The organism is Methylobacterium adhaesivum (assembly GCF_022179065.1).
In the GTDB taxonomy this organism is placed as follows: domain Bacteria; phylum Pseudomonadota; class Alphaproteobacteria; order Rhizobiales; family Beijerinckiaceae; genus Methylobacterium; species Methylobacterium adhaesivum.
The window spans coordinates 176,512-195,324 of the sequence record NZ_BPQD01000007.1; the positions used below are offsets into that span (position 1 = coordinate 176,512).

The window sequence follows — 18,813 nt, forward strand, 5'->3', positions numbered from 1 at the left end:
AGGATCACATAGCTGGACCGTGAACGCCACGCGTCACGGCCCCGCTTTTTCTCATGCGTTCGCGCCGTCCGCGGCCGCGCCGAGGTGGTCGAGCCAGCGCGTGGCCTGTGCGCGCACGTTGTCGGGCGCGGTGCCGCCGTAGCTGGTGCGGCTCGAGACGGAGTTCTCCACGCCGAGCACGGCATAGACGGCGTCGGTGATCCGGGGCTCGGCCGCCCGCATCTCGTCGAGGGTGAGTTCCTCGAGGCCGACGCTCCGGGCGGACGCCGTGCCCACGAGGCGGCCGGTGACGTGGTGGGCTTCGCGGAACGGCAGGCCGAGTTCGCGCACGAGCCAGTCGGCGAGATCAGTCGCCGTGGCGTAGCCGGAGCCGGCGGCCCGCGCCAGAACGGGGGCATTGGGTTCGAGGTCGCGCACCATACCGGTCATGGCGGCCAAGCAGAGCGACAGGGCCTGAAGGGCGTCGAAGGTGCCCTCCTTGTCCTCCTGCATGTCCTTCGAATAGGCGAGCGGCAGGCCCTTCATCACGATGAGGAGACCCGTCAGCGCGCCGATGACCCGACCGGATTTCGCGCGCACGAGTTCGGCGGCGTCCGGGTTACGCTTCTGCGGCATGATCGACGAGCCGGTGGTGTAGCCGTCCGACAGGCGCACGAAATCGAACTGCGCCGAGGTCCACACCACGAGTTCCTCGGCAAAGCGCGAGAGGTGGACGGCGCAGATGGAAGCGGCGGACAGCGATTCGAGGGCGAAGTCGCGGTCGGCCACGGAATCGAGGGAATTGGCCGTCGGACGGTCGAAGCCGAGGGCCGCCGCCGTGGCGTGCCGGTCGATGGGAAACGAGGTGCCGGCGAGCGCCGCCGCCCCCAGGGGGCATTCGTTCAAACGGGCACGGGCATCGCGAAAACGGCCCCGGTCGCGGGCCAGCATCTCCACATAGGCGAGGCAATGGTGCCCGAAGGTGACGGGCTGGGCCGATTGCAGGTGGGTGAAGCCCGGCATCACCGTGCCGGCGTGGGCCAGCGCCTTTTCGGCGAGCGCCCGCTGCAGGCCGGCCGCCTGCTCGTCGAGGTTGTCCAGGGTGTCGCGCACCCACAGCTTCATGTCGGTGGCGACCTGATCGTTGCGCGAGCGGGCCGTGTGCAGGCGCCCGGCGGCCGGGCCGACGATCTCGGTGAGCCGGCTCTCGACGGACATGTGGATGTCCTCGAGTTCGCGCTTGAACACGAAGCCGCCGCTCTCGATTTCCGTCGCCACGGCCTTGAGACCGTCTTGAATCGCCGCCACATCGGCCTTCGGCAGGATGCCGGCCTCGCCCAGCATCGCCACGTGCGCCAGGGAGCCGCGGATGTCCTGGGGCGCGAGGCGCTTGTCGAACCCGATGGAGGCGTTGATCTCCTCCATGATCTCGGCGGGGCCGCTCGCGAAGCGCCCGCCCCACATCCGGTTGCTCATGTCTGCAATGATCCTTCCAGCCGCCCCGTCCACCCTGCCGGCGACGCAACGATGATGCCCGTTCGCGCGGCGGGCCTCGCGGCCGGGGCCGTTCTCGTCGCCGCCGTCGGGGCGGGGCTTGCCGTATACGGGACGGGCCAGACCGGCGGCAACTCCGCCCCCTGCGCGGCGGCGTCCGAGGCCGTCGCCCGCATCGCCCCAAAGGCGCGCGGTGCCGTCGCGGCCCTGCAGGTCCTTGAGACGCCCCGTCCGGCCCCGGCCCTCGCCTTCAAGGGTCCGGACGGCGCCGACACGACCCTGGCGTCCCTCGACGGGCGTCTGCGGCTCGTGAACCTGTGGGCGACGTGGTGCGCGCCCTGCAAGGCCGAGATGCCGGCCCTCGACCGACTCGAGGCGGAGTTCGGCGGTCCGGATTTCGCCGTGGTGACCATCAACGTCGAGACCCGCGCCCTCGACAAGCCGCCGCAATGGCTCCGGGACAACGGCATCGCGCACCTCGCCTATTACGCCGATCCGGGCGGACGGGTGCTGCCGGCGATCCAGAAGGACACCGGCTCCCAGGGGTTGCCGACGACGATGCTGGTCGATGCCAAGGGCTGCACCCTCGGCGTGATGAAGGGGCCGGCCGACTGGAGCGGCCCGGACGCCAAGCATCTCATCGCCGCCGCCCTCGGCCGGAACTGAGGGCGAACCTCCCGAGGTCCGTGGCCGATGATCCGGCTCTCCCGCGAAGAAGCGAGCCGCGACAGTGTTAACGGAGCCTTAGGGCAAACGCTGACGTGGTCGGTGCAAATCCGGACTGCGGTGGTCAAGGCAAGCGATGTTCCTGAAAAATCTCTCACTCCGAGCCAAACTCGGCTTGAGCTTCGGCGTGCTCTGTCTCCTCGTCCTCGCCTTAGGGGGCCTGTCCCTCTTCCAGCTGAACGCCGTGAACACCGTCGCCCGGGAAATGCGCGACGATCACCTGCCGAATGTCCAACTGCTTGCGAAGATGCAGGTCCTGATCCTGCGCACACGGACCAATGGGGCTCGGCTGATCAGCGCCGACACGGAGGCCCTGCGGACCGAGGTCATGGCGACCCTCGCCCGGCGCGACGCCGAGATGAGCGCCGTCCAGGCCGCCTACGTGGCACGGCCGGCCGCGCCGGAGGCCCGCACGATCTACGCCGATTTCGAGAAGGCCTGGAACGCCTATAACGGCCTGCGCGAGGCCGCCGCCGCCGACGTGCGGGCGGGGGACAGTGCCAAGGCGCAGCGCACGTTCAACACGACCCTGTCGACGGGGGTCAACGCCGTACTGACGGAGCTCCAGAAGCTCATCGACCGCGAGGACCGCATGGCCCGCGCCAGCGGCGTCCACGCCCAGGAGACCTACGACACCGCGCGCCTCGTCACCGCGATCCTCATCGCCGTGGCACTCCTCTGCGCCGCCTTCGCGGCGGCCCTCCTCGTCCTCGGCGTCAGCGTTCCCCTGCGGCGGATGACGCAGACCATGGGCCGCCTCGCTGAAGGCGACGTGTCGGCCGAGGTGCCCTACGTCGGCCAGGGCGACGAGATCGGGGCCATGGCGGGCGCCGTCCGGGTGTTCAAGGACAACATCGTGCAGAGCCGCGCCCTGGAGGAGGAGACGCGTCTGGCACGCTTGGATGCCGACGCGCAGCGCCGGATGGCGACGCTCGGGCTCGCCGATCGGTTCGAAGCGGCGGTCGGCGGCATCGTCGCGCAGGTGAGCTCCGCAGCCACCGAGCTCCAGGCGACGGCTGGAAGCCTGTCGGGCACCGCCTCCAAGGGGGCGGAGCGCTCGACGCAGGCGGCAGCCTCGGCCGGCGAGGCGGCCACCAACGTCACCACCGTGGCGGCGGCGGCCGAAGAACTCGGATCCTCCGTCACCGAGATCGGCCGGCAGGTTCAGGGTTCGGCGAACCTGTCGCGCCTCGCCGTGAGCGAGGCCGGCGAGACCGTCGCCCTGGTGCGGGACCTCAACGAGACGGCCGCCCGGATCGGAGACGTGGTGGCGATGATCGCGACCATCGCGGGCCAGACCAACCTGCTTGCCCTCAACGCCACCATCGAGGCAGCCCGGGCCGGGGAAGCGGGCCGGGGCTTTGCCGTGGTCGCGGCGGAGGTGAAGGAACTCGCCAACCAGACGGCGCGGGCCACGGACGAGATCACCTCCCAGATCGGCCGCATACAGGTCTCGACCGGACAGGCGGTGACCGCCATCGGTGGGATCACCACCCGCATCCGCGAGATCAGCGCCGTGGCGAGTTCCATCGCGGCCGCCGTCGAGGAACAGGGGGCGGCAACCCAGGAGATCGTGCGCAACGTCACGGAGGCGGCCTCCGGCACCGATGCGGTCACCCGCATCATGGGCGGCGTCGCGGCGACGGCCGAAGAGACCGGCGCGGCGGCGGCGCAGGTGCTGTCAGCCGCCTCCGAACTGTCCCGGCAATCCGAGGATCTGCGGGGCGAGGTCTCGCACTTCCTCGCGACGGTGCGGGCTGCCTGAACCGTCGCGGCGTCGGGATCAGGCCCGGCGCAGGCGTAGGCCGAACGCCTTCAGGGTGGCGAGCAGCAACACGGCGTAGACGAGGGCACCCACCGTGCCGAGGACGCCAAGGACCGCCACCTCGCGCAGATGCGGCATGGCCGGAATCACCCCTTCGATCACGGGTAATCCGAAGCGGGCAACGAGCCCGAGGGCTGCGCAGGCGAGGACGACGCCCACGAGGGTGATGCCGAACCCCCGGCCGGGTGCCATCCAGCCGCGTCGCCAGGCCAGGGCCACCAGAAGGCCGAGGTTGACCCACTGGCCAATGGCCGTCGCCAGGGCGAGGCCGGTGACGCCGTAGGGGCCGGTGAGCACGACCTTCAAGGCCACGTTGATCGCGATGGCGGTCAGCGAGGCGATGAGCGGCGTCATCGTGGCCTGACGCGCATAGAAGCTCGGCAAGGCGCTGCGCAGGAGCACCACGGCGGGGAGTGCGAGGCCGTAGGCGGCGAGCACCGAGGCGGCGCGGGCCGCGTCCTCCGCCCCGAAGGCCCCACGCTGGAACAGGGCCGCCATGATCAGGCCCGGCAGGGTCAGGAACGCGACGGTGAAGGGCGCCGACAGAGCGAGAGAGAACCCCGCCGCCCGGTTCTGCGCCGCGTGCGCCCCGGCGGTATCCCCCGCCGCGATCCGCCGGCTCATCTCGGGCAGCAGAACCGTGCCGGCCGCGATGGCGATGACGCCGAACGGAAGCTGGTAGAGCCGGTCGGCATAGTACAGGGCGGAAACCGCCCCCGTGGGCAGGAAGCTCGCGATGATGGTGTCGGCGAAGGACGCGATCTGGAAGCCGGCCGAGCCGATCACCGCCGGCCCGAGCACCTTGAAGAAGCGCCGCATGGCCGGGTCGCGCAGGCTGGGGGCCGTGAGCGTCGGGGCGATCCCGGCGCGCCGGCACGCCCACCACACCAGGGCGAATTGCAGCACGCCGGACACCGACACGCCCCAGGCGGCGGCGTAAGCGGCATTGGGGAAGAGGGCCGCCAGGGCGAGGGCGGCCAGCATCGACAGGTTGAGGAGGACCGGTGCACCCGCCGCCACGGCGAAGCGCCGATGCGCGTTGAGCAACCCCGAGAACAGGGTCACCAGGGTCATGAACAGGAGGTAGGGGAAAGTGATCCGGGTCAGCGAGACGGCCAGCGCGAAACGCTCCGGGTCCTCGGAGAAGCCCGGTGCCAGGGCCCGCACCACCCACGGCATCGTCGGCATGGCCAGCGCCAGGAAGACGATCTGCACGAGGAGCATCAGGGTGAAGATGCGGTCGGCGAAACGCCGGGCCGCCCCCGCCTCGGCGGCCTCGGACAGGCCGGCATAGCTCGGCACGAAGGCGGTGTTGAACGCGCCCTCGCCGAAGATCGCCCGGAAGTGGTTGGGCAGGCGGAACGCCACCACGAAGGCGTCGGCCACCGGACCGGCCCCGAGGATCGCGGCCATCACCACATCACGGGCAAAGCCCGTGACCCGCGACACCAGCGTCCAGCCGCCGACGGAGAGGATGCTGCGGATCATGGGACTCGCTCGACGGACGTCACGACCCTCCCCCTACGGGTCGGGCGCCTGCGGAGCAGGCAAGACAGAACATTTCGATGTTCGGGCGGAAACGGAGCGTCAGCACGGGTCCCTTTCCTGGACGGAGAGGGGACCCGTTGCGATCAACGCTTGCCGGTCGAGGCTCGCGAAAGCAGTCGCGAGGACCTTCTGTCGGGCAGATGGCCGCCCCTGAACGTTGACACGGCAACGCCGCGGGCCTGGCGACCCGCGGCGCGGCATTCGCTTCTAAAAAAGGCTTACTTGGTGGCCTCGGCGTACATCTGCTCGACGTGCTCCCAGTTCACGAGGTTCTCGATGAACGCCTTGAGGTAGTCGGGCCGACGGTTGCGGTAGTCGATGTAGTAGGAGTGCTCCCACACGTCGACGCCGAGAATCGGCTTGGCGCCGTGGACGAGGGGGTTCTCGCCGTTGGGAGTCTTCTGGATCTCGAGCTTGCCGTCCTTGACGGCGAGCCAGGCCCAGCCGGAGCCGAACTGGCCGATGCCGGCCTGGATGAAGTCGGCCTTGAACTTCTCGAAGCCGCCGAGATCCTCGTCGATCTTCTTGGCCAGCGCCCCGGGCACGGCACCGCCGCCGTTGGGCTTCATCCACTGCCAGAAGTGGATGTGGTTGTAGTGCTGCCCGGCATTGTTGAAGAGCGGCTGGTTGTTGCCGTAGGCGGCCACCAGAACCTCCTCGACGCTCTTGCCTTCGAGGCCGGTGCCTTCGAGGAGCTTGTTGCCCGTGTCGACATAGGCCTTGTGATGCTTGTCGTGGTGAAACTCGAGGGTTTCCTTCGACATGTAGGGGCCGAGCGCGTCGTAGGCGTAGGGCAGTTCGGGCAGGGTGAAGGTCATCGGCAAATCTCCGGGTCGTGACGTCAGGGATGCGAAGGCAGGCGCGACAATGCGCCCGCCGCCCGCTCAACCAACGCGCCGATACCTAAGTCGATGCCGACGCGGCGGCAACGCCGCAGGGGTCCACGGGGTGTGGCCGGCGGGCCGATTTTGCAAAAGGGGCGCAGGGCCTTACTATGCGCGCCGCACTCCAGGTGCAGGCGTTTTTTCGAGAGTTTCATGAACATTGCGCTGTTTGCGCTTGCCATCCTGATGATCGTCGGCGGCGTGGCGTCGGTCATCCAGGGGTTCCCCTTCGTTCGGCTGGAGAGCGGCATGGCCATGACCGTCGCCGGGGCCACCACCGCTTCGGCCGGCGTCGTGGTCCTCGGGCTCGCGGCCGTCGTCAGTCATCTGCGGGGCCTGGGACAGCGGCTGAGCGAACTGCGTCTCGCGGCTCCCGCGACGGAGGCCGCACCGGCCCGGGCCCTCGCCCCCCCCATGCCCGAACCCACGTTCGCGCAACCCTCCTTGGCGGAATCGTCCTTCGCGGAGCCGGCCTTCGCGGAGCCGCCCCTGGCCATGTCCGGCGACCGACCGGCGCGTCAGCGGCCGAGCTTCGGCGAGCCCGGTCGCGATGGGGATTCCGGCGCGACGCCGGGCGTTGGAATGGCGAGTGTCGGAATGGCGGGGCTCGGTGCAGGGGTCGCCGCCGCGCGTTTCGCCCCCACCCCCGAGAGCGACGCGTTCGCCGGTGCGGGACCGGGGGGACGCGGAACGGAACCGACCTTCGTCCTGCCGCCCGAACCGGAGCCGGCGCCCCCGCCGGAGCCGGAGCCCGTCGAGCCGCTCCTGCCCGATCTCCTGCCTCCGGCGAGCGAGACCGCCCCCACCCCGGACGTGGTCGCGACGCCCGAGATTCCCGAGGCCGCAGAGGCGGAGCGGGCGGCGACGGACGAGACTCCGACCCCGACGCTGTTCGACACCACCGGCGACGCGGCGGCCGAGCCGCTGCGCCTGTATCCGACCCTCGACACAACGGCCGCCGCGCCGCCGGCTCCTGAGCCCGAGCCGGCCGTGGTCGAACTCGCGCCCGACGTCGTCGGTACCTACAAATCCGGGGGCAACACCTACGTGATGTTCTCGAACGGCTCCATCGAGGCGGAGACGCCACGCGGGCGCTTCACCTTCGGCTCCCTCGACGAGCTCAAGGACTTCGTCCGGGCCGGCGGCGAGAACGACGCGCGGGGCGCGGCCTGAATCGGGCCTTCCTTCGCGTGGGCCAAAGCATCGTCCCGAAAGGTGGCCTCCCGCTTTCGGGACGATGCTCGAAGTTCGGATCAGGGCAGGGAATCGAAGACCGTGCTGCGCGCCGGCAGCGGCGCCCGCATGTGCAGGCAGAAGCCGTCCGCGTGGTAATCCATCGTCACGTCCGCCCGGACCTGTGCCGTCAGCACCCGCTGCAACAGGCGTGAACCGAAACCCTGGCGTGTCGGCGGGCGCACGGCCGGCCCGCCGCTCTCCCGCCACGCGAAGTCCAGCATCCCGTTCGCCCCGTCCGTCGTGAGACTCCATGTGACCGCGACGCGGCCATCCGGCGTCGAGAGCGCCCCGTACTTGGCCGCGTTGGTGGTGAGTTCATGGATCGCCATGCCGATGGGCACGGCGACTTCCGAGGTGAGATCGACGGGCGGCCCCTCGAGGCGGAGGCGGGCGTCCCCAGCCCCATCCTGGGGAATGTCGACGTAGGGCCGTAATTCGTTGGCCAGGAGGGTGCGTAGGGAGGCCGTCTGCCAGGTGTCCTCGGTCAGCACCGAATGGGTGTGGGCCAGGGACATGATCCGCCCCACGAACGCCTCGTAGAAGCTCTCGATGCTGGACGCCGTGCGCGCCGTGGAGCCGACGATGGCCTGCACCGTCGCGAGGGTGTTCTTCACCCGATGATGCAACTCGCGGATGAGCAGGGTCTGGCGTTCCTCGGCCATCCGCCGTTCGGTGACATCGGCCACGACCCCGATGAGCCGGCGCGGCAGCCGGTGATGGGGGTCCTGCTCGAAGCGGCCGGCGAGATCGATGATGCGCCAGGCCCCGTCGCTTCGGCGCCGGATGCGGCCCGTGGCCTTGAGCACGGCGTCACCCCGCAGGGCATTCGAGATCGCCGTGCGGAAGGCGGCGCGGTCGTCTGGATGAAGGACGTGTTCGAGGAATTCGCGCTTGCCGACGGTCCCGTCCTCGACGCGGCGCCCGAAGATCGCGAACATGCGTTCGTTTTCCCAAACGGCCTGATCATCGAGCATGTGCCACTCGAAAATGCCGAGGTCAGCAAGGGAGGTGGCGATGCGCAGGCGCTGCTCCCCCGCATGCAGGGCGGCACGGGTCGCGACCTGGGCGGTGATGTCCTGCACCACGCCGACGATGGCCGTGAGGCCGTCCGCTCCCTCCCGCCGCGCCTCGCCGCGCAGACCGAGATGGATCTCGCTGCCGTCGTCCGAGCGGCGCACCCGGCATTGCAGGGTAAACGAACCTCCCCGCGCCAGGGCCTTGCGCACCTCGGCCTCGACCCGCTCCACTTCGCGCGCGTCGATACGGGCACGCAGGTTCGCCCAGGACAGGCTGGAGCCGGGCCGGTCGCCCAGGAGCTGGGCGGCGCGGCGCGAGAGCGCAACGCGGCCGGTCTCCGCGTCGAAGCGCCATTCCCCGAGACCGGCGGCGGCCAGCGTCGCCCGATCCTCGACGGCCGGCCCGAAATCCTCCGCCTCCGCTCCATCGACAACGAGGATCTGCACGCCGTCCGCCGGGGGCGAGGGCCGGACGCGAACATCGACGGCGCGGCCATCGGCACGGCGCCACCGCCGCAGACCGGCCGGCACCGGCACGGCAACTTCACCGAGATGCGCGAGGGATCGTCCGCTCAGGTCCCCGGGCGGATATCCGAGCAGCGCGCAGAGATGAGGGTTGGCGGCGTCGATGCGGCCGGCCCGCAGATCCAGTGTCAGGAGGCCGATCGCCGCCCCCGCGAAAGCCGTCCCGGTCGCCTGCTCCGCGGGCAGCGCAGCCGGTTCGATGCCGTTGTGATCCGCCGCGTCGCCCAATCCGCAACCTCGCTCAACGACGCCGCATCGCGCACAAAGCTCCCCCTGCCCGCTTCGGCAAAGCCGAGGAACGACGCGTCACGCGCATGCAAGGCCTTCGGGCGGCGGAAGGCAAGGGGGGTTCTTCCCCCACGGGCGCCCCTTACGGGGACGGCACCGCCCTAAACGGCGGCGACGCGCCGGAATTCGAGGTAGGTCGGTGCCCGGCCGGCAGCCAGGGCCTTGGCCTCGTAGCGGGTACCCGGCCAGTCGGACCAGGCGAGGCGCCAATCGTCGGCCGAGGCCGCAGTCCAGGCGAAACCGGGGCAGCGGCGGGCCCGCACCAGGGTCCAGCCGGCATAATCGTCGATGTCGCTCGCGAAGCGGAACACGCCGCCGGGCTTCAGGACGCGGGCGATCTCGCCGAGGGACTCGGGCGAGACGAAGCGTCGCTTGCGCTGACGGCGTTTGGGCCAGGGATCGGGATAGAGCAGGTAGACCCGCGAGAGAGCACCGTCGGGGATCGCAGCGAGGAGCGCCGTGGCGTCCTCGTCCCAGACCCGGACGTTGCGGAGCGCGCCGTCGTCCACGGCCCGTAGGAGCTTCGCCACGCCGTTGACGAAGGGCTCGGCGCCGATGATGCCCACGCGGGGATTGGCGCTCGCCTGGGCGGCCAGATGCTCGCCGCCGCCGAAGCCGATCTCGAGCCAGACCTCGTCGACCGGCGTCGGAAACAGCGCGCGCGGATCAAGGTGCGTGCCCGCCGCCGGCAGGGCCACGCGCAGGGTCGGCAGCAACTCGGCGATCCGTTGCTCCTGAACGGCGCGCAGGCGCTTGCCCTTGCGCCGGCCGAAGAAGGCCCGGTCGGCGCCCTCGGCCGCGTCCCCGCCCGGAAGGGGCGGGAGTTCATCCCGCCCCATGGTCATGGGATCAGGACAGGGCCGACTTGAGACTGTCGGCAAGATCGATGCGCTCCCACGAGAAGCCGCCATCCGCCTCGGGCGCCCGCCCGAAATGCCCGTACGCGGAGGTGCGAGCGTAGATGGGCTTGTTGAGTCCGAGCTTCGTCCGGATGCCGCGGGGCGACAGGTCGAAGGCGTTCATCAGGACGTCCTCGAGCTTCGCCTCGTCGACCCGGCCGGTGCCATGCAGATCGACATAGATCGACAGGGGCTTGGCGACGCCGATGGCGTAGGCGAGCTGGATGGTGGCGCGGGTCGCGAGGCCAGCCGCGACGACGTTCTTGGCGAGATAACGCGCGGCATAGGCCGCCGAACGGTCGACCTTCGTCGGATCCTTGCCCGAGAAGGCACCGCCGCCATGGGGGGCGGCTCCGCCGTAGGTGTCAACGATAATCTTGCGGCCGGTGAGGCCGGCGTCGCCGTCCGGGCCGCCGATCACGAACTTGCCCGTGGGATTCACGTGCCAGACGGTCTCCTCGGAGACCCAGTCCTTCGGAAGGGCGTTGAGAATGTAGGGCTCGACGATGGCGCGCACGTCGGCCGAATCGAGGCTCTCGTCGATGTGCTGGGTCGAGAGCACGATCTGGGTCACGCCGACGGGGCGGCCGTTCTCGTAGCGAACGGTGACCTGACTCTTGGCATCGGGGCCGAGCTTGGCCGCGTCGCCCTGACGGCCCTTGCGGGCGTCGGCGAGGTCCTTGAGGATCTTGTGGGCGTAGTAGATCGGCGCCGGCATGAGCTCGGGCGTCTCGTCGGACGCGTAACCGAACATGATGCCCTGGTCGCCCGCGCCCTCGTCCTTGTTGCCGGACGAATCGACGCCCTGCGCGATGTCGGCCGACTGGGCGTGCAGATGGATGGCGATGTCGTTGTTCTTCCAGTGGAAGCCCGACTGCTCGTAGCCGATGTCCTTCACCGCCTCGCGGGTGAGCTCTTCGAGGTGCTTGAAGGTTACCGAATCCGGGCCACGGACCTCGCCCGCGATGACGATGCGGTTCGTGGTCGCCAGGGTCTCGACGCCGAGGCGCGCCTCCGGCATCGCCGCGATATAGGCATCCACCACCGTATCGGAGATCCGATCGCAGACCTTGTCCGGATGACCTTCCGAAACGGACTCGCTCGTGAAGAGGTAGTTGGAACGTGCCATGGACAGCAAACCCGGTTCTCGGGTGCGCCTCATGCGATGCGTCGACCCCGGCTTGACGGAAGGCCGGGGTTCTCGCATCGCCCCCCAGGCCGGTCAAGACGAAAAACCGAACGCGTCCGGTAAAAAGAACGAAACGGGCGATCCTCAGCCCTTGAGCTTAGCGTCGAGGGCGTGGATCGCGGCCGAAAACTCTCGCCGCCGCTCCTCGGAGAAATGCTCGCTCACATGACGGGCCACCACTTCCACGAGCCCGTCCCAGCCGTCGCCGGACACGTAGGGCTGCTGAGGCGGCTCGGAGAAGCCGACGGCGACCGTGTCCTCGTCGGTGTGAGCGAGTTCCTCGAAGAAGTACGAGACGGGCACACCCGTCATCCGGCTGAAGCTCTCGAGGTGGATCGCGCTGATCCGGTTCGTACCCTTCTCGTATTTCTGGAGTTGGGCGGCGGACATGCCGAAGCGTTCGGCCACCCGCTTCTGGGTCAGGGACGCCTTCTTGCGCTGCTCGGCGATGCGCCGACCCACATGCACGTCCCGCGCGTCGGTCTTCTGGCCTGCCATCCTGCTCGTTTCCGTCACACGGCCTTCCGCCGAAGCCTCGGAAAAGCGCGGCCACCCCGTCGTCGCGACGGGATCGAGGCCTCGCGCTTCCGCTGCACCCGCGGTACGGGCTGAGAAGATGGTGGCGTCCCCGGCAGGTCTCGAACCTGCGACCCCAGGTTTCATACCACTTCGGCTTCCGCCGCCGCGCCCTCGCGGGTGCGTTCGTGGCCTGGACTATCCCTTCACCATGGGCTCCCGAGGAAGCCGTTAGGTGCCGCCCGTCTAGTCTCTACACCTTCCCGCCGCGCTCCTTAAGGGGACCGTGACGGGCTTGGCTCGGGATCGGCGGGGCCTGCCAGGGGCAGACCCTCGGGCTTTCCCCGAATTTGAGCGGATCCGCCGCGCGGTTTCCCCTCGCGACGCCCAATTTTGTCTAGGAAACCTGTGCTCTGTCCAGCTGAGCTACGGAGACTCACCGCCGTCTTCGTAGCACCAACGCCGGGGCAGGCCAACCGCGCCGAGGCCGCGCGGCGCGCGTTCTGTGGCGAGCCTGCCGCAGGGCGTCCGAAACGGTGCCGCGCGCGCAAGGCAGTGCTTGTTCCGCGGCCGGCTCTCTCCACAATGCCGGCCGAGGCTCAAGGAGAATCGGTGCATCATGCGGGATCGGCGGCGCGTCCGCGGCGCATTCGGCGCCTCCGTCCTGGCGGCCTTCGCCACCGGTTTCGGCCCGGCGAGGCCGGCCGTGGCCGCGGCGCCCGAATGCCGGAGCGCGTCCCTGCCGGCGACGGCGCTCGCGGCCGTCGGCCCGCGCGGCGAACTGGCGTTCGCGTCGGGCGCACGTGGCGTCCTCGACGGCTTGCGCTGGCCGGAGGCACCGGACCTCGCCGGGGCCGCCGCCGCGTGGCTGGAGAGGCACCGGAGCGTGCCCCTCACCCTCGTGGCGCGGGGCGAGACCGACCGCTGGGGCCGGGCCCATGTCGACGCCCTCGCGGCCGATGGCACCCTCGATCTCGCCGGCGGCCTCGTGGAAGCCGGCCTCGCCATCGTGGATGCGGGCGAGCGCGACAGCCTGTGCCGGCCGGGACTTCTCGCCGTGGAAGCGGGGGCACGCGGGGCCGGCCGAGGTCTGTGGCGCGAGGCGGAGCAGCAGGCTGGAGACGGCGCGGCCCTGCGGGCACGCCTTGGCCGCTTCATCGTGGCGCGCGGGCGCATTCTCTGGGTCGGCGAGCGGTCGCGGCGAACCTATCTCGATTTCGCGAGGCGCGGCGCTGACGGGCTCACGGTAACCGTGTCGAAACGCACTTGGCGCCAGTTGCAGGAACGTGGTTTGAGTGCGGCCACCCTGCGTGGCCGGCTCGTCAGGGTCCGGGGCATCGTCGAACTCTGGCGAGGTCCGACCCTCGATGTGGCGAGCGCGGACATGATCGAAATCTTGGACGCGGCGCAGGGGCGCTGATCGGTATGACGGGGGCCATGACAGGGGGCACAGCGCGGGCCTGGGGCATCGCGCGCGGACCGGCGGCGGCCCCGGTGCGCGTCGGCGCACGCGCGACCGCTCTCCTTCTCTTCACGCTGCTCTCGGGCTGCATCGGCGACCAGACCGGCGCGACCCTTCAGCCGGCCGTCGTCGCGGTGCCGGCGGAGGCACCCCGCGTCATCGGCCGCGAGCGCACCACGGCGGATGCCGACCATGCCAAGCTCGTGGCTTCGTTCGGGGGCGAGTACCGCGCGCCCGCGGCCCTGAAGCTCCTCACCGAAGTCACCGACCGCCTCGTGCGCGCCACCGACCGGCCGGAGGAAACCTACGTCGTCACCCTCCTCGATTCGCCGGTAATCAACGCGTTCGCCCTGCCCAACGGACGGCTCTACGTCACGCGAGGCCTCCTCGCCCTGGCGAGCGACACCTCCGAGATCGCGGCCGTTCTCTCGCATGAGATCGCCCACGTCACCCTGCGCCATGCCACCGCCCGCACGGAACTGGCGCTTCGCTCGCAGCTCGTGAGCCGGGTCGTGGCCGACGTGCTCAACGATCCGGTCACGGGCGCGCAGCTGCAGAACCAGTCGAAATTCGCCCTGGCGCGGTTCTCGCGCGATCAGGAACTCGAGGCGGACGGCGTCGGGGTCAAGACCCTGGCACGGGCCGGCTACGATGCCTTCGGGGCCGGTCGGTTCCTGCGCGGGCTCAGCCGCAGCACCGGAATGAAGACGGGCACGGGCCAGGGCGGCGAGCCCGATATGCTCGCGACCCATCCGGGCACGCAGGAGCGCATCACCCTCGTCACCCGGGCGGCGCGCCTCATCGGCGCCCCCGGCCTCGGCGTCGACGAGCGCGCGCGCTACCTCGCGGCCGTGGACGGCATCGCCTATGGCGACAATCCCGGCGACGGCACCGTGCGGGGTCACCGCTTCCTTCATCCCGGCCTCGGCATCGCCTTCGAGGTCCCGGCGGGATTCACCATCGAGAACACGCGCAACGCCGTTCTTGGCACCACCCCGGAGGGGAGCCGCAGGCTCCTGTTCGACCAGGTGGAGAACCCGGCCGGACAGGGCCTGGACGAGGTGCTGAAGGCCACCTGGAACGATGCCATCGAAGCCGGTTCGCTGGAGAGCCGGACCATCGGCGGGCATCCGGCCGTCACGGCCCTGTCACGGGGCAAGGACTGGACTTTCCGCCTCGCCGCCATCCGGGTGGGCGAAACCACGTACCGGATGATCATGGCCGCCAAAGGAGCCACGGACCCGGACGCCGCCTTCCGGCGCTGGACGGAGAGTCTGGCGGCCGTGGAGGCCGCCGAGACCCAGGCCCTGCGGCCGCTGCGGCTTCAAGTGGTACAGGCCACGGCGTCGGACACCGTGGAGGGTCTCGCCCACCGCATGCAGGTGCCCGACCGGGCCATCGACCGCTTCCTCGTGCTCAACGGCCTCGACCGCGGGGCCACCCTCCGTGTGGGCCAGGGCTACAAGATCGTCGTCGAGTGATCCCGCGCTGACGCTCACGTTAGCGAGAATCGCCACACTTGCCGAACGATCCTGTTTCGCCGTCCGCTGAAAGCGATCATCCTACCGGAGAGCTTGACTGTCTGGCGTCCGTCCTCGTACGGCGCAAACCTGGAACGACGACATGTTCGATGCCCTTGGGAGCTTCCTCGACCGAAGCAACCTTTCGCCCCATGGCATCTGCCTCCTGTGGCGGCCGGAACTGATCTGGACCCACGTCGTCTCCGATTTCGTGATCGGCGTGTCCTACTTCACCATTCCGGTGGCCATGGGGGTCTTCCTCCTCAAACGCCGGGATGTCGCCTTCGGGTGGATGGGCTGGGCCTTCGCGTTCTTCATCCTCGCCTGCGGCGCCACGCATTTCCTGGCGATCTGGACCCTGTGGGTGCCGGACTACGCCGCCGAAGCCCTGCTGAAGGCGTTTACGGGGATCGGGTCCTTCATCACCGCGATCCTGCTCTGGCGGCTGCTGCCGCATGCCGTCGCCCTCCCCTCCCCCGAGGCCCTGCGCCGCGCCAACGCCGAACTCGTCGACCGCATCCGTGAACGCGACGCCGCCCTCGACGCCCTGCGCACGGCCATCGCCGACCGCGAGCACGCGGAGGAGATGCTGCGCCAGACTCAGAAGATGGACGCCATCGGCGCTCTCACGGGCGGCGTCGCCCACGACTTCAACAACCTGCTCGGCGTGGTCATCGCCAACCTCGATCGGCTCGCGCGATTTCCCCTCGAGAGCGGCGCCGAGCGTGCCCGTAGCAGCGCCCTGACGGGCGCGGAGCGGGCCGCGAGCCTCGTGCAGAAGATGCTCGCCTTCGCCCGGCGCCAGCCCCTGCAGCCAACCCGCTTCGGCGCCAACGGCCTCATCGCCGACCTGTCCGAGCTTCTCCGTGGCGCCCTGAACGCCGTTGAGCCGCCGGAGATGACGTTGGCGCCCGACCTCTGGCCCGTGCGCGTCGACGCCAACCAGCTCGAGAACGTCCTCCTCAACCTCGCGGTGAATGCCCGCGATGCCATGCCGGAGGGCGGACGGGCGACGATCCGCACGCGCAACGTGCCCGCCGCCGAGGCGGCCGCCCGCGCCGGCCTGCCGGCCGTCGACCACATCCTCATCAGCGTGACGGATCAGGGCTGTGGCATGAGCCCGGAGGTCAGCGCCCGCGCCTTCGAGCCGTTCTTCACCACCAAGGCCGTGGGCGAAGGGACGGGCCTGGGGCTCAGCCAAGCCTTCGGCTTCGCCAAACAGTCGGGCGGACACATCCTGCTCGACAGCCGCCCCGGCCACGGCACCACCGTGGAAGTCTACCTGCCACGTGACCGCGACACCGCGGTCCGCCCGGCGAGCCGGGTGTCGGAGGCGACGGCGCCACCTCCCTTCGTTCCCGCCTCCAGCTTCGCCTGACCGGAGAGCCGCCCCATGACCGAACTCACCGCGCTCCGCATCCTCGTCGTCGAGGATGAACTCATGCTCCTGGAAGTGATCGCCTCCGAACTCGAGGATGCGGGCTTCGCCGTCGCTCAGGCGATGACGGCCGAAATCGCCCTTGGCCTCATCGAGGGCGGCGCGCCGATCGACATCCTGTTCACGGATATCCGCCTGCCCGGCGCCATGGACGGCTGGCAACTCGCCGAGGCGGCGCGCCGCCTGCGACCGGGCCTGCCGATCATCTACGCCACCGGCTTCACCCAGACACCGCCTCGCCTCGCGGAGGGCAGCCTGTTCTTCACCAAGCCCTACCGGGCCCAAGCGATCATCGAGGCGATCCGGACCCTCGGCTGCGCCCCCGTGTGACCTCCGAACCTGCCGGGGGTTCGGCCGTCGAAGTCCGACTTCTTGGCCGAACGTCCGCACCGACGAGCGGTCAGGCGGCGGCCAGGGACAGGGACATCGATTCCTTCTTCATCAGCTCGCGATAGAACCCGTCGAGGTGGGTCAGGTTGTCCGGCGAACCGTCCTGGATGATGCGCCCGCCCTCGAGCACCACGATCCGGTCGAAATCCTTCAGGGTCGACAGCCGGTGGGCGATGGCGATGACCGTGCGGCCGCTCATGAGGTTGGCCAGTGCATGGCGGATCGCCTCCTCGGATTCGGCATCGAGGGCCGACGTCGCCTCGTCGAGGAGCAGGATCGGCGAGTCTTTGAGGATGGCGCGCGCGATGGCGATGCGCTGGCGCTGGCCGCCGGAGAGCTTCACGCCGCGGTCGCCCACGATGGTGTCGAACCCCTCGGGCAGGGCCTCGATGAAGTCGGTGCAATGGGCGGCGGCGGCGGCCTTCCACACATCCTCGTCCGACGCGTCGGGCCGGCCGTAGCGGATGTTCTCCCGCAGGGTCCGGTGGAACATCGAGACGTCCTGCGGCACCACCGTGATGGCCTCGCGCAGGGAATCCTGCGTCACGCGCTGGATGTCCTGGCCGTTGAGGAGGATGCGCCCGCCCTGCGCGTCGTAGAAGCGCTGGATGAGGGAGAACAGGGTGGATTTTCCACCGCCCGACTTGCCGACGAGGCCGACGCGCTGGCCGGGCTGGATGGCGAGGTCGAAATCCGTGAATACGGCGCGCCCGTCCGGATAGGAGAAGGCGACGTGGTCGAAGGTGATCTCGGCGCCCGTGCCGGAAAGCGGCACGGCTTCCGGGTGGTCCGTGAGGTCGTGGGGCTGCAGCAGGGTGTGCAGGGCCTCCGACAGGCGGGCGGTGTGCTGGGTCGCATCCACCAGGGCCACGGCGAGGTCGCGGGTGGCGGCCAGGATCCGGATTCCGAGGGTGCAGACGAGAACCACCTGTCCGTTCGAGGCGGCGCCTGCCTCCCACAGGGTGATCGCCCAGTAGAGCAGGCCGAGGACCGCGAGCACGGTCAGGATCGCGTGCACGATGCGCAGCTTCTCGAGATAGAGCAGCGACGAGCGGCGGGACCGCATCTCGACGCCGATGGTGCCGTCGAAGCGGGTGTACTCTCGCTTGAACGCCGAGAAGGCGCGCACCAGGGGCATGTTGCCGACGAGATCGACCATCTCGCCATCGACGCTCGCGGCCTTGGCGGCGAAGTCGTGATGGAGTGGTTTTCCGGCCGCCGCCATCTTGAACATGAGCACCACGACGGCGGCGAAGATGCCGGCGAGCACAAGGGCCATCGTGAGGCTGACGGTGCCGATGTAGAGAATCGACAGGAACGCGGCCACGCAAGGCGGCATCACGTTGAACACGAACATGTTCTCGACGGTGAAGATCGCGTTCGAGGTGGCGGTGATGCGCGACGCGAGGGTGCCGGGTTGGCGGTCGGCGAAGAACGACGGCGAGTGCCCGGTCATATGGCGGAACAGGTCACGCCGGATGTCGCCGGTGACGCCCACGAAGGTGAAGGAACCCGTCAGACTTGCCACGCGCCAGAGCATGTTGTCGGCGGCGATGAAACCGACGAGGAGCGCGAGGGCGCCCCAGATCAGCCCGGCGTCGGGCCCCTTGCTCAGGGCGTCGACGACCCCCTTGAGGGCGTAGTCCGTGCTCACCGAGAAGCCGACGGCGCCCAGAACGGCGCACAGGATGACGAAATGCGGCAGGGCCCGACGGCGCAGGTAGCGCGCGACGAAGGCGAACGGCCTGTCGGCATAGACGCACAGGTCTTCCATCGCGGTGACAATCCCGTTTTCCGAGCGCATGCGCCCGTTTTTCAAGCAATCCTGCCTCTGCCCGAGGCCACCTTAGTGGACCATGGAGTCCGAACGACGTCAGG

The 18,813-nt window shown here is 69.8% G+C and carries 16 protein-coding genes; 7 read left to right on the forward strand and 9 right to left on the reverse strand.

Annotated elements, in window-relative coordinates; translation table 11 throughout:
- Nucleotides 1-51 precede the first annotated feature (51 nt).
- A complete protein-coding gene (gene argH, locus MFF01_RS08210; protein WP_238223799.1) occupies nucleotides 52-1,455 on the reverse strand; it encodes an argininosuccinate lyase in 1,404 nt (467 codons plus the stop codon).
- A gap of 54 nt (nucleotides 1,456-1,509) precedes the next feature.
- On the opposite strand from argH, the gene tlpA reads away from it, so the two are divergent.
- Nucleotides 1,510-2,139, forward strand: a complete 630-nt coding sequence (tlpA, locus tag MFF01_RS08215; protein ID WP_238224322.1) for a thiol:disulfide interchange protein TlpA — start codon at nucleotides 1,510-1,512, stop codon at nucleotides 2,137-2,139.
- Between the two features lie 136 nt (nucleotides 2,140-2,275).
- Nucleotides 2,276-3,964, forward strand: a complete 1,689-nt coding sequence (locus MFF01_RS08220) for a methyl-accepting chemotaxis protein (RefSeq protein WP_238223801.1) — start codon at nucleotides 2,276-2,278, stop codon at nucleotides 3,962-3,964.
- A gap of 18 nt (nucleotides 3,965-3,982) precedes the next feature.
- On the opposite strand, the gene murJ is transcribed toward MFF01_RS08220, so the two are convergent.
- From murJ to MFF01_RS08235, 3 genes are all read right to left on the reverse strand, one after another.
- Nucleotides 3,983-5,512 (reverse strand): murein biosynthesis integral membrane protein MurJ, encoded by a 1,530-nt coding sequence (murJ, locus tag MFF01_RS08225; protein WP_238223803.1) that lies wholly within the window; start codon nucleotides 5,510-5,512, stop codon nucleotides 3,983-3,985.
- Between the two features lie 278 nt (nucleotides 5,513-5,790).
- Complete coding sequence (locus tag MFF01_RS08230; protein ID WP_238223805.1) at nucleotides 5,791-6,390, reverse strand: superoxide dismutase; 600 nt, start codon at nucleotides 6,388-6,390, stop codon at nucleotides 5,791-5,793.
- A gap of 23 nt (nucleotides 6,391-6,413) precedes the next feature.
- Entirely contained in the window at nucleotides 6,414-6,671 is a 258-nt protein-coding gene (locus MFF01_RS08235) for a hypothetical protein (RefSeq protein WP_238224358.1), read from the reverse strand.
- A 34-nt stretch (nucleotides 6,672-6,705) separates the two neighbouring features.
- Here MFF01_RS08235 and MFF01_RS08240 point away from each other — a divergent pair, with 34 nt between their 5' ends.
- Nucleotides 6,706-7,629 carry a hypothetical protein gene (locus MFF01_RS08240; RefSeq protein WP_306421582.1) on the forward strand — a complete coding sequence of 308 codons (924 nt, stop codon included), beginning with the start codon at nucleotides 6,706-6,708 and terminating at the stop codon, nucleotides 7,627-7,629.
- Nucleotides 7,630-7,709: 80 nt separating this feature from the next.
- Here the strand turns inward: MFF01_RS08240 and MFF01_RS08245 are convergent, their stop codons facing one another.
- From MFF01_RS08245 to MFF01_RS08260, 4 genes are all read right to left on the reverse strand, one after another.
- A complete protein-coding gene (locus tag MFF01_RS08245; RefSeq protein WP_283207166.1) occupies nucleotides 7,710-9,461 on the reverse strand; it encodes an HWE histidine kinase domain-containing protein in 1,752 nt (583 codons plus the stop codon).
- Between the two features lie 161 nt (nucleotides 9,462-9,622).
- The gene (gene trmB / locus MFF01_RS08250; protein ID WP_238223809.1) at nucleotides 9,623-10,366 is read right to left on the reverse strand and encodes a tRNA (guanine(46)-N(7))-methyltransferase TrmB; all 744 of its coding nucleotides are present in this window, start codon (nucleotides 10,364-10,366) and stop codon (nucleotides 9,623-9,625) included.
- A gap of 4 nt (nucleotides 10,367-10,370) precedes the next feature.
- Nucleotides 10,371-11,549, reverse strand: coding sequence for a methionine adenosyltransferase (gene metK / locus MFF01_RS08255; protein ID WP_238223811.1), 1,179 nt, complete (start codon nucleotides 11,547-11,549; stop codon nucleotides 10,371-10,373).
- A gap of 144 nt (nucleotides 11,550-11,693) precedes the next feature.
- Nucleotides 11,694-12,107 (reverse strand): helix-turn-helix domain-containing protein, encoded by a 414-nt coding sequence (locus MFF01_RS08260; protein WP_238223814.1) that lies wholly within the window; start codon nucleotides 12,105-12,107, stop codon nucleotides 11,694-11,696.
- 637 nt (nucleotides 12,108-12,744) lie between these two features.
- Here MFF01_RS08260 and MFF01_RS08265 point away from each other — a divergent pair.
- From MFF01_RS08265 to MFF01_RS08280, 4 genes are all read left to right on the forward strand, one after another.
- A complete protein-coding gene (locus MFF01_RS08265) occupies nucleotides 12,745-13,545 on the forward strand; it encodes a DNA-binding protein (RefSeq protein ID WP_238223816.1) in 801 nt (266 codons plus the stop codon).
- Between the two features lie 17 nt (nucleotides 13,546-13,562).
- Complete coding sequence (locus tag MFF01_RS08270) at nucleotides 13,563-15,068, forward strand: M48 family metalloprotease (protein WP_238223820.1); 1,506 nt, start codon at nucleotides 13,563-13,565, stop codon at nucleotides 15,066-15,068.
- Nucleotides 15,069-15,210: 142 nt separating this feature from the next.
- Nucleotides 15,211-16,485: a sensor histidine kinase gene (locus MFF01_RS08275; RefSeq protein WP_238223822.1), complete on the forward strand. Its 1,275-nt coding sequence runs from the start codon at nucleotides 15,211-15,213 to the stop codon at nucleotides 16,483-16,485.
- Between the two features lie 15 nt (nucleotides 16,486-16,500).
- Nucleotides 16,501-16,875: a response regulator gene (locus tag MFF01_RS08280; RefSeq protein ID WP_238223824.1), complete on the forward strand. Its 375-nt coding sequence runs from the start codon at nucleotides 16,501-16,503 to the stop codon at nucleotides 16,873-16,875.
- Between the two features lie 70 nt (nucleotides 16,876-16,945).
- Here MFF01_RS08280 and MFF01_RS08285 read toward each other — a convergent pair whose 3' ends face one another.
- A complete protein-coding gene (locus tag MFF01_RS08285; RefSeq protein WP_238223826.1) occupies nucleotides 16,946-18,709 on the reverse strand; it encodes an ABC transporter ATP-binding protein in 1,764 nt (587 codons plus the stop codon).
- Between the last annotated feature and the right edge of the window lie 104 nt (nucleotides 18,710-18,813).

Coding starts and splice junctions, on each gene's coding strand:
- metK (WP_238223811.1), bottom strand. CDS start 11,549: ATGGCACGTTCCAACTACCTCTTCACGAGCGAGTCCGTTTCGGAAGGT.
- MFF01_RS08230 (WP_238223805.1), bottom strand. CDS start 6,390: ATGACCTTCACCCTGCCCGAACTGCCCTACGCCTACGACGCGCTCGGC.
- MFF01_RS08285 (WP_238223826.1), bottom strand. CDS start 18,709: ATGGAAGACCTGTGCGTCTATGCCGACAGGCCGTTCGCCTTCGTCGCG.
- MFF01_RS08220 (WP_238223801.1), top strand. CDS start 2,276: ATGTTCCTGAAAAATCTCTCACTCCGAGCCAAACTCGGCTTGAGCTTC.
- argH (WP_238223799.1), bottom strand. CDS start 1,455: ATGAGCAACCGGATGTGGGGCGGGCGCTTCGCGAGCGGCCCCGCCGAG.
- murJ (WP_238223803.1), bottom strand. CDS start 5,512: ATGATCCGCAGCATCCTCTCCGTCGGCGGCTGGACGCTGGTGTCGCGG.
- MFF01_RS08240 (WP_306421582.1), top strand. CDS start 6,706: ATGGCCATGACCGTCGCCGGGGCCACCACCGCTTCGGCCGGCGTCGTG.
- MFF01_RS08270 (WP_238223820.1), top strand. CDS start 13,563: ATGACAGGGGGCACAGCGCGGGCCTGGGGCATCGCGCGCGGACCGGCG.
- MFF01_RS08235 (WP_238224358.1), bottom strand. CDS start 6,671: ATGACCGACGCCACGCCGCCGACGATCATCAGGATGGCAAGCGCAAAC.
- MFF01_RS08275 (WP_238223822.1), top strand. CDS start 15,211: ATGTTCGATGCCCTTGGGAGCTTCCTCGACCGAAGCAACCTTTCGCCC.
- tlpA (WP_238224322.1), top strand. CDS start 1,510: ATGCCCGTTCGCGCGGCGGGCCTCGCGGCCGGGGCCGTTCTCGTCGCC.
- MFF01_RS08265 (WP_238223816.1), top strand. CDS start 12,745: ATGCGGGATCGGCGGCGCGTCCGCGGCGCATTCGGCGCCTCCGTCCTG.
- MFF01_RS08280 (WP_238223824.1), top strand. CDS start 16,501: ATGACCGAACTCACCGCGCTCCGCATCCTCGTCGTCGAGGATGAACTC.
- MFF01_RS08260 (WP_238223814.1), bottom strand. CDS start 12,107: ATGGCAGGCCAGAAGACCGACGCGCGGGACGTGCATGTGGGTCGGCGC.
- trmB (WP_238223809.1), bottom strand. CDS start 10,366: ATGACCATGGGGCGGGATGAACTCCCGCCCCTTCCGGGCGGGGACGCG.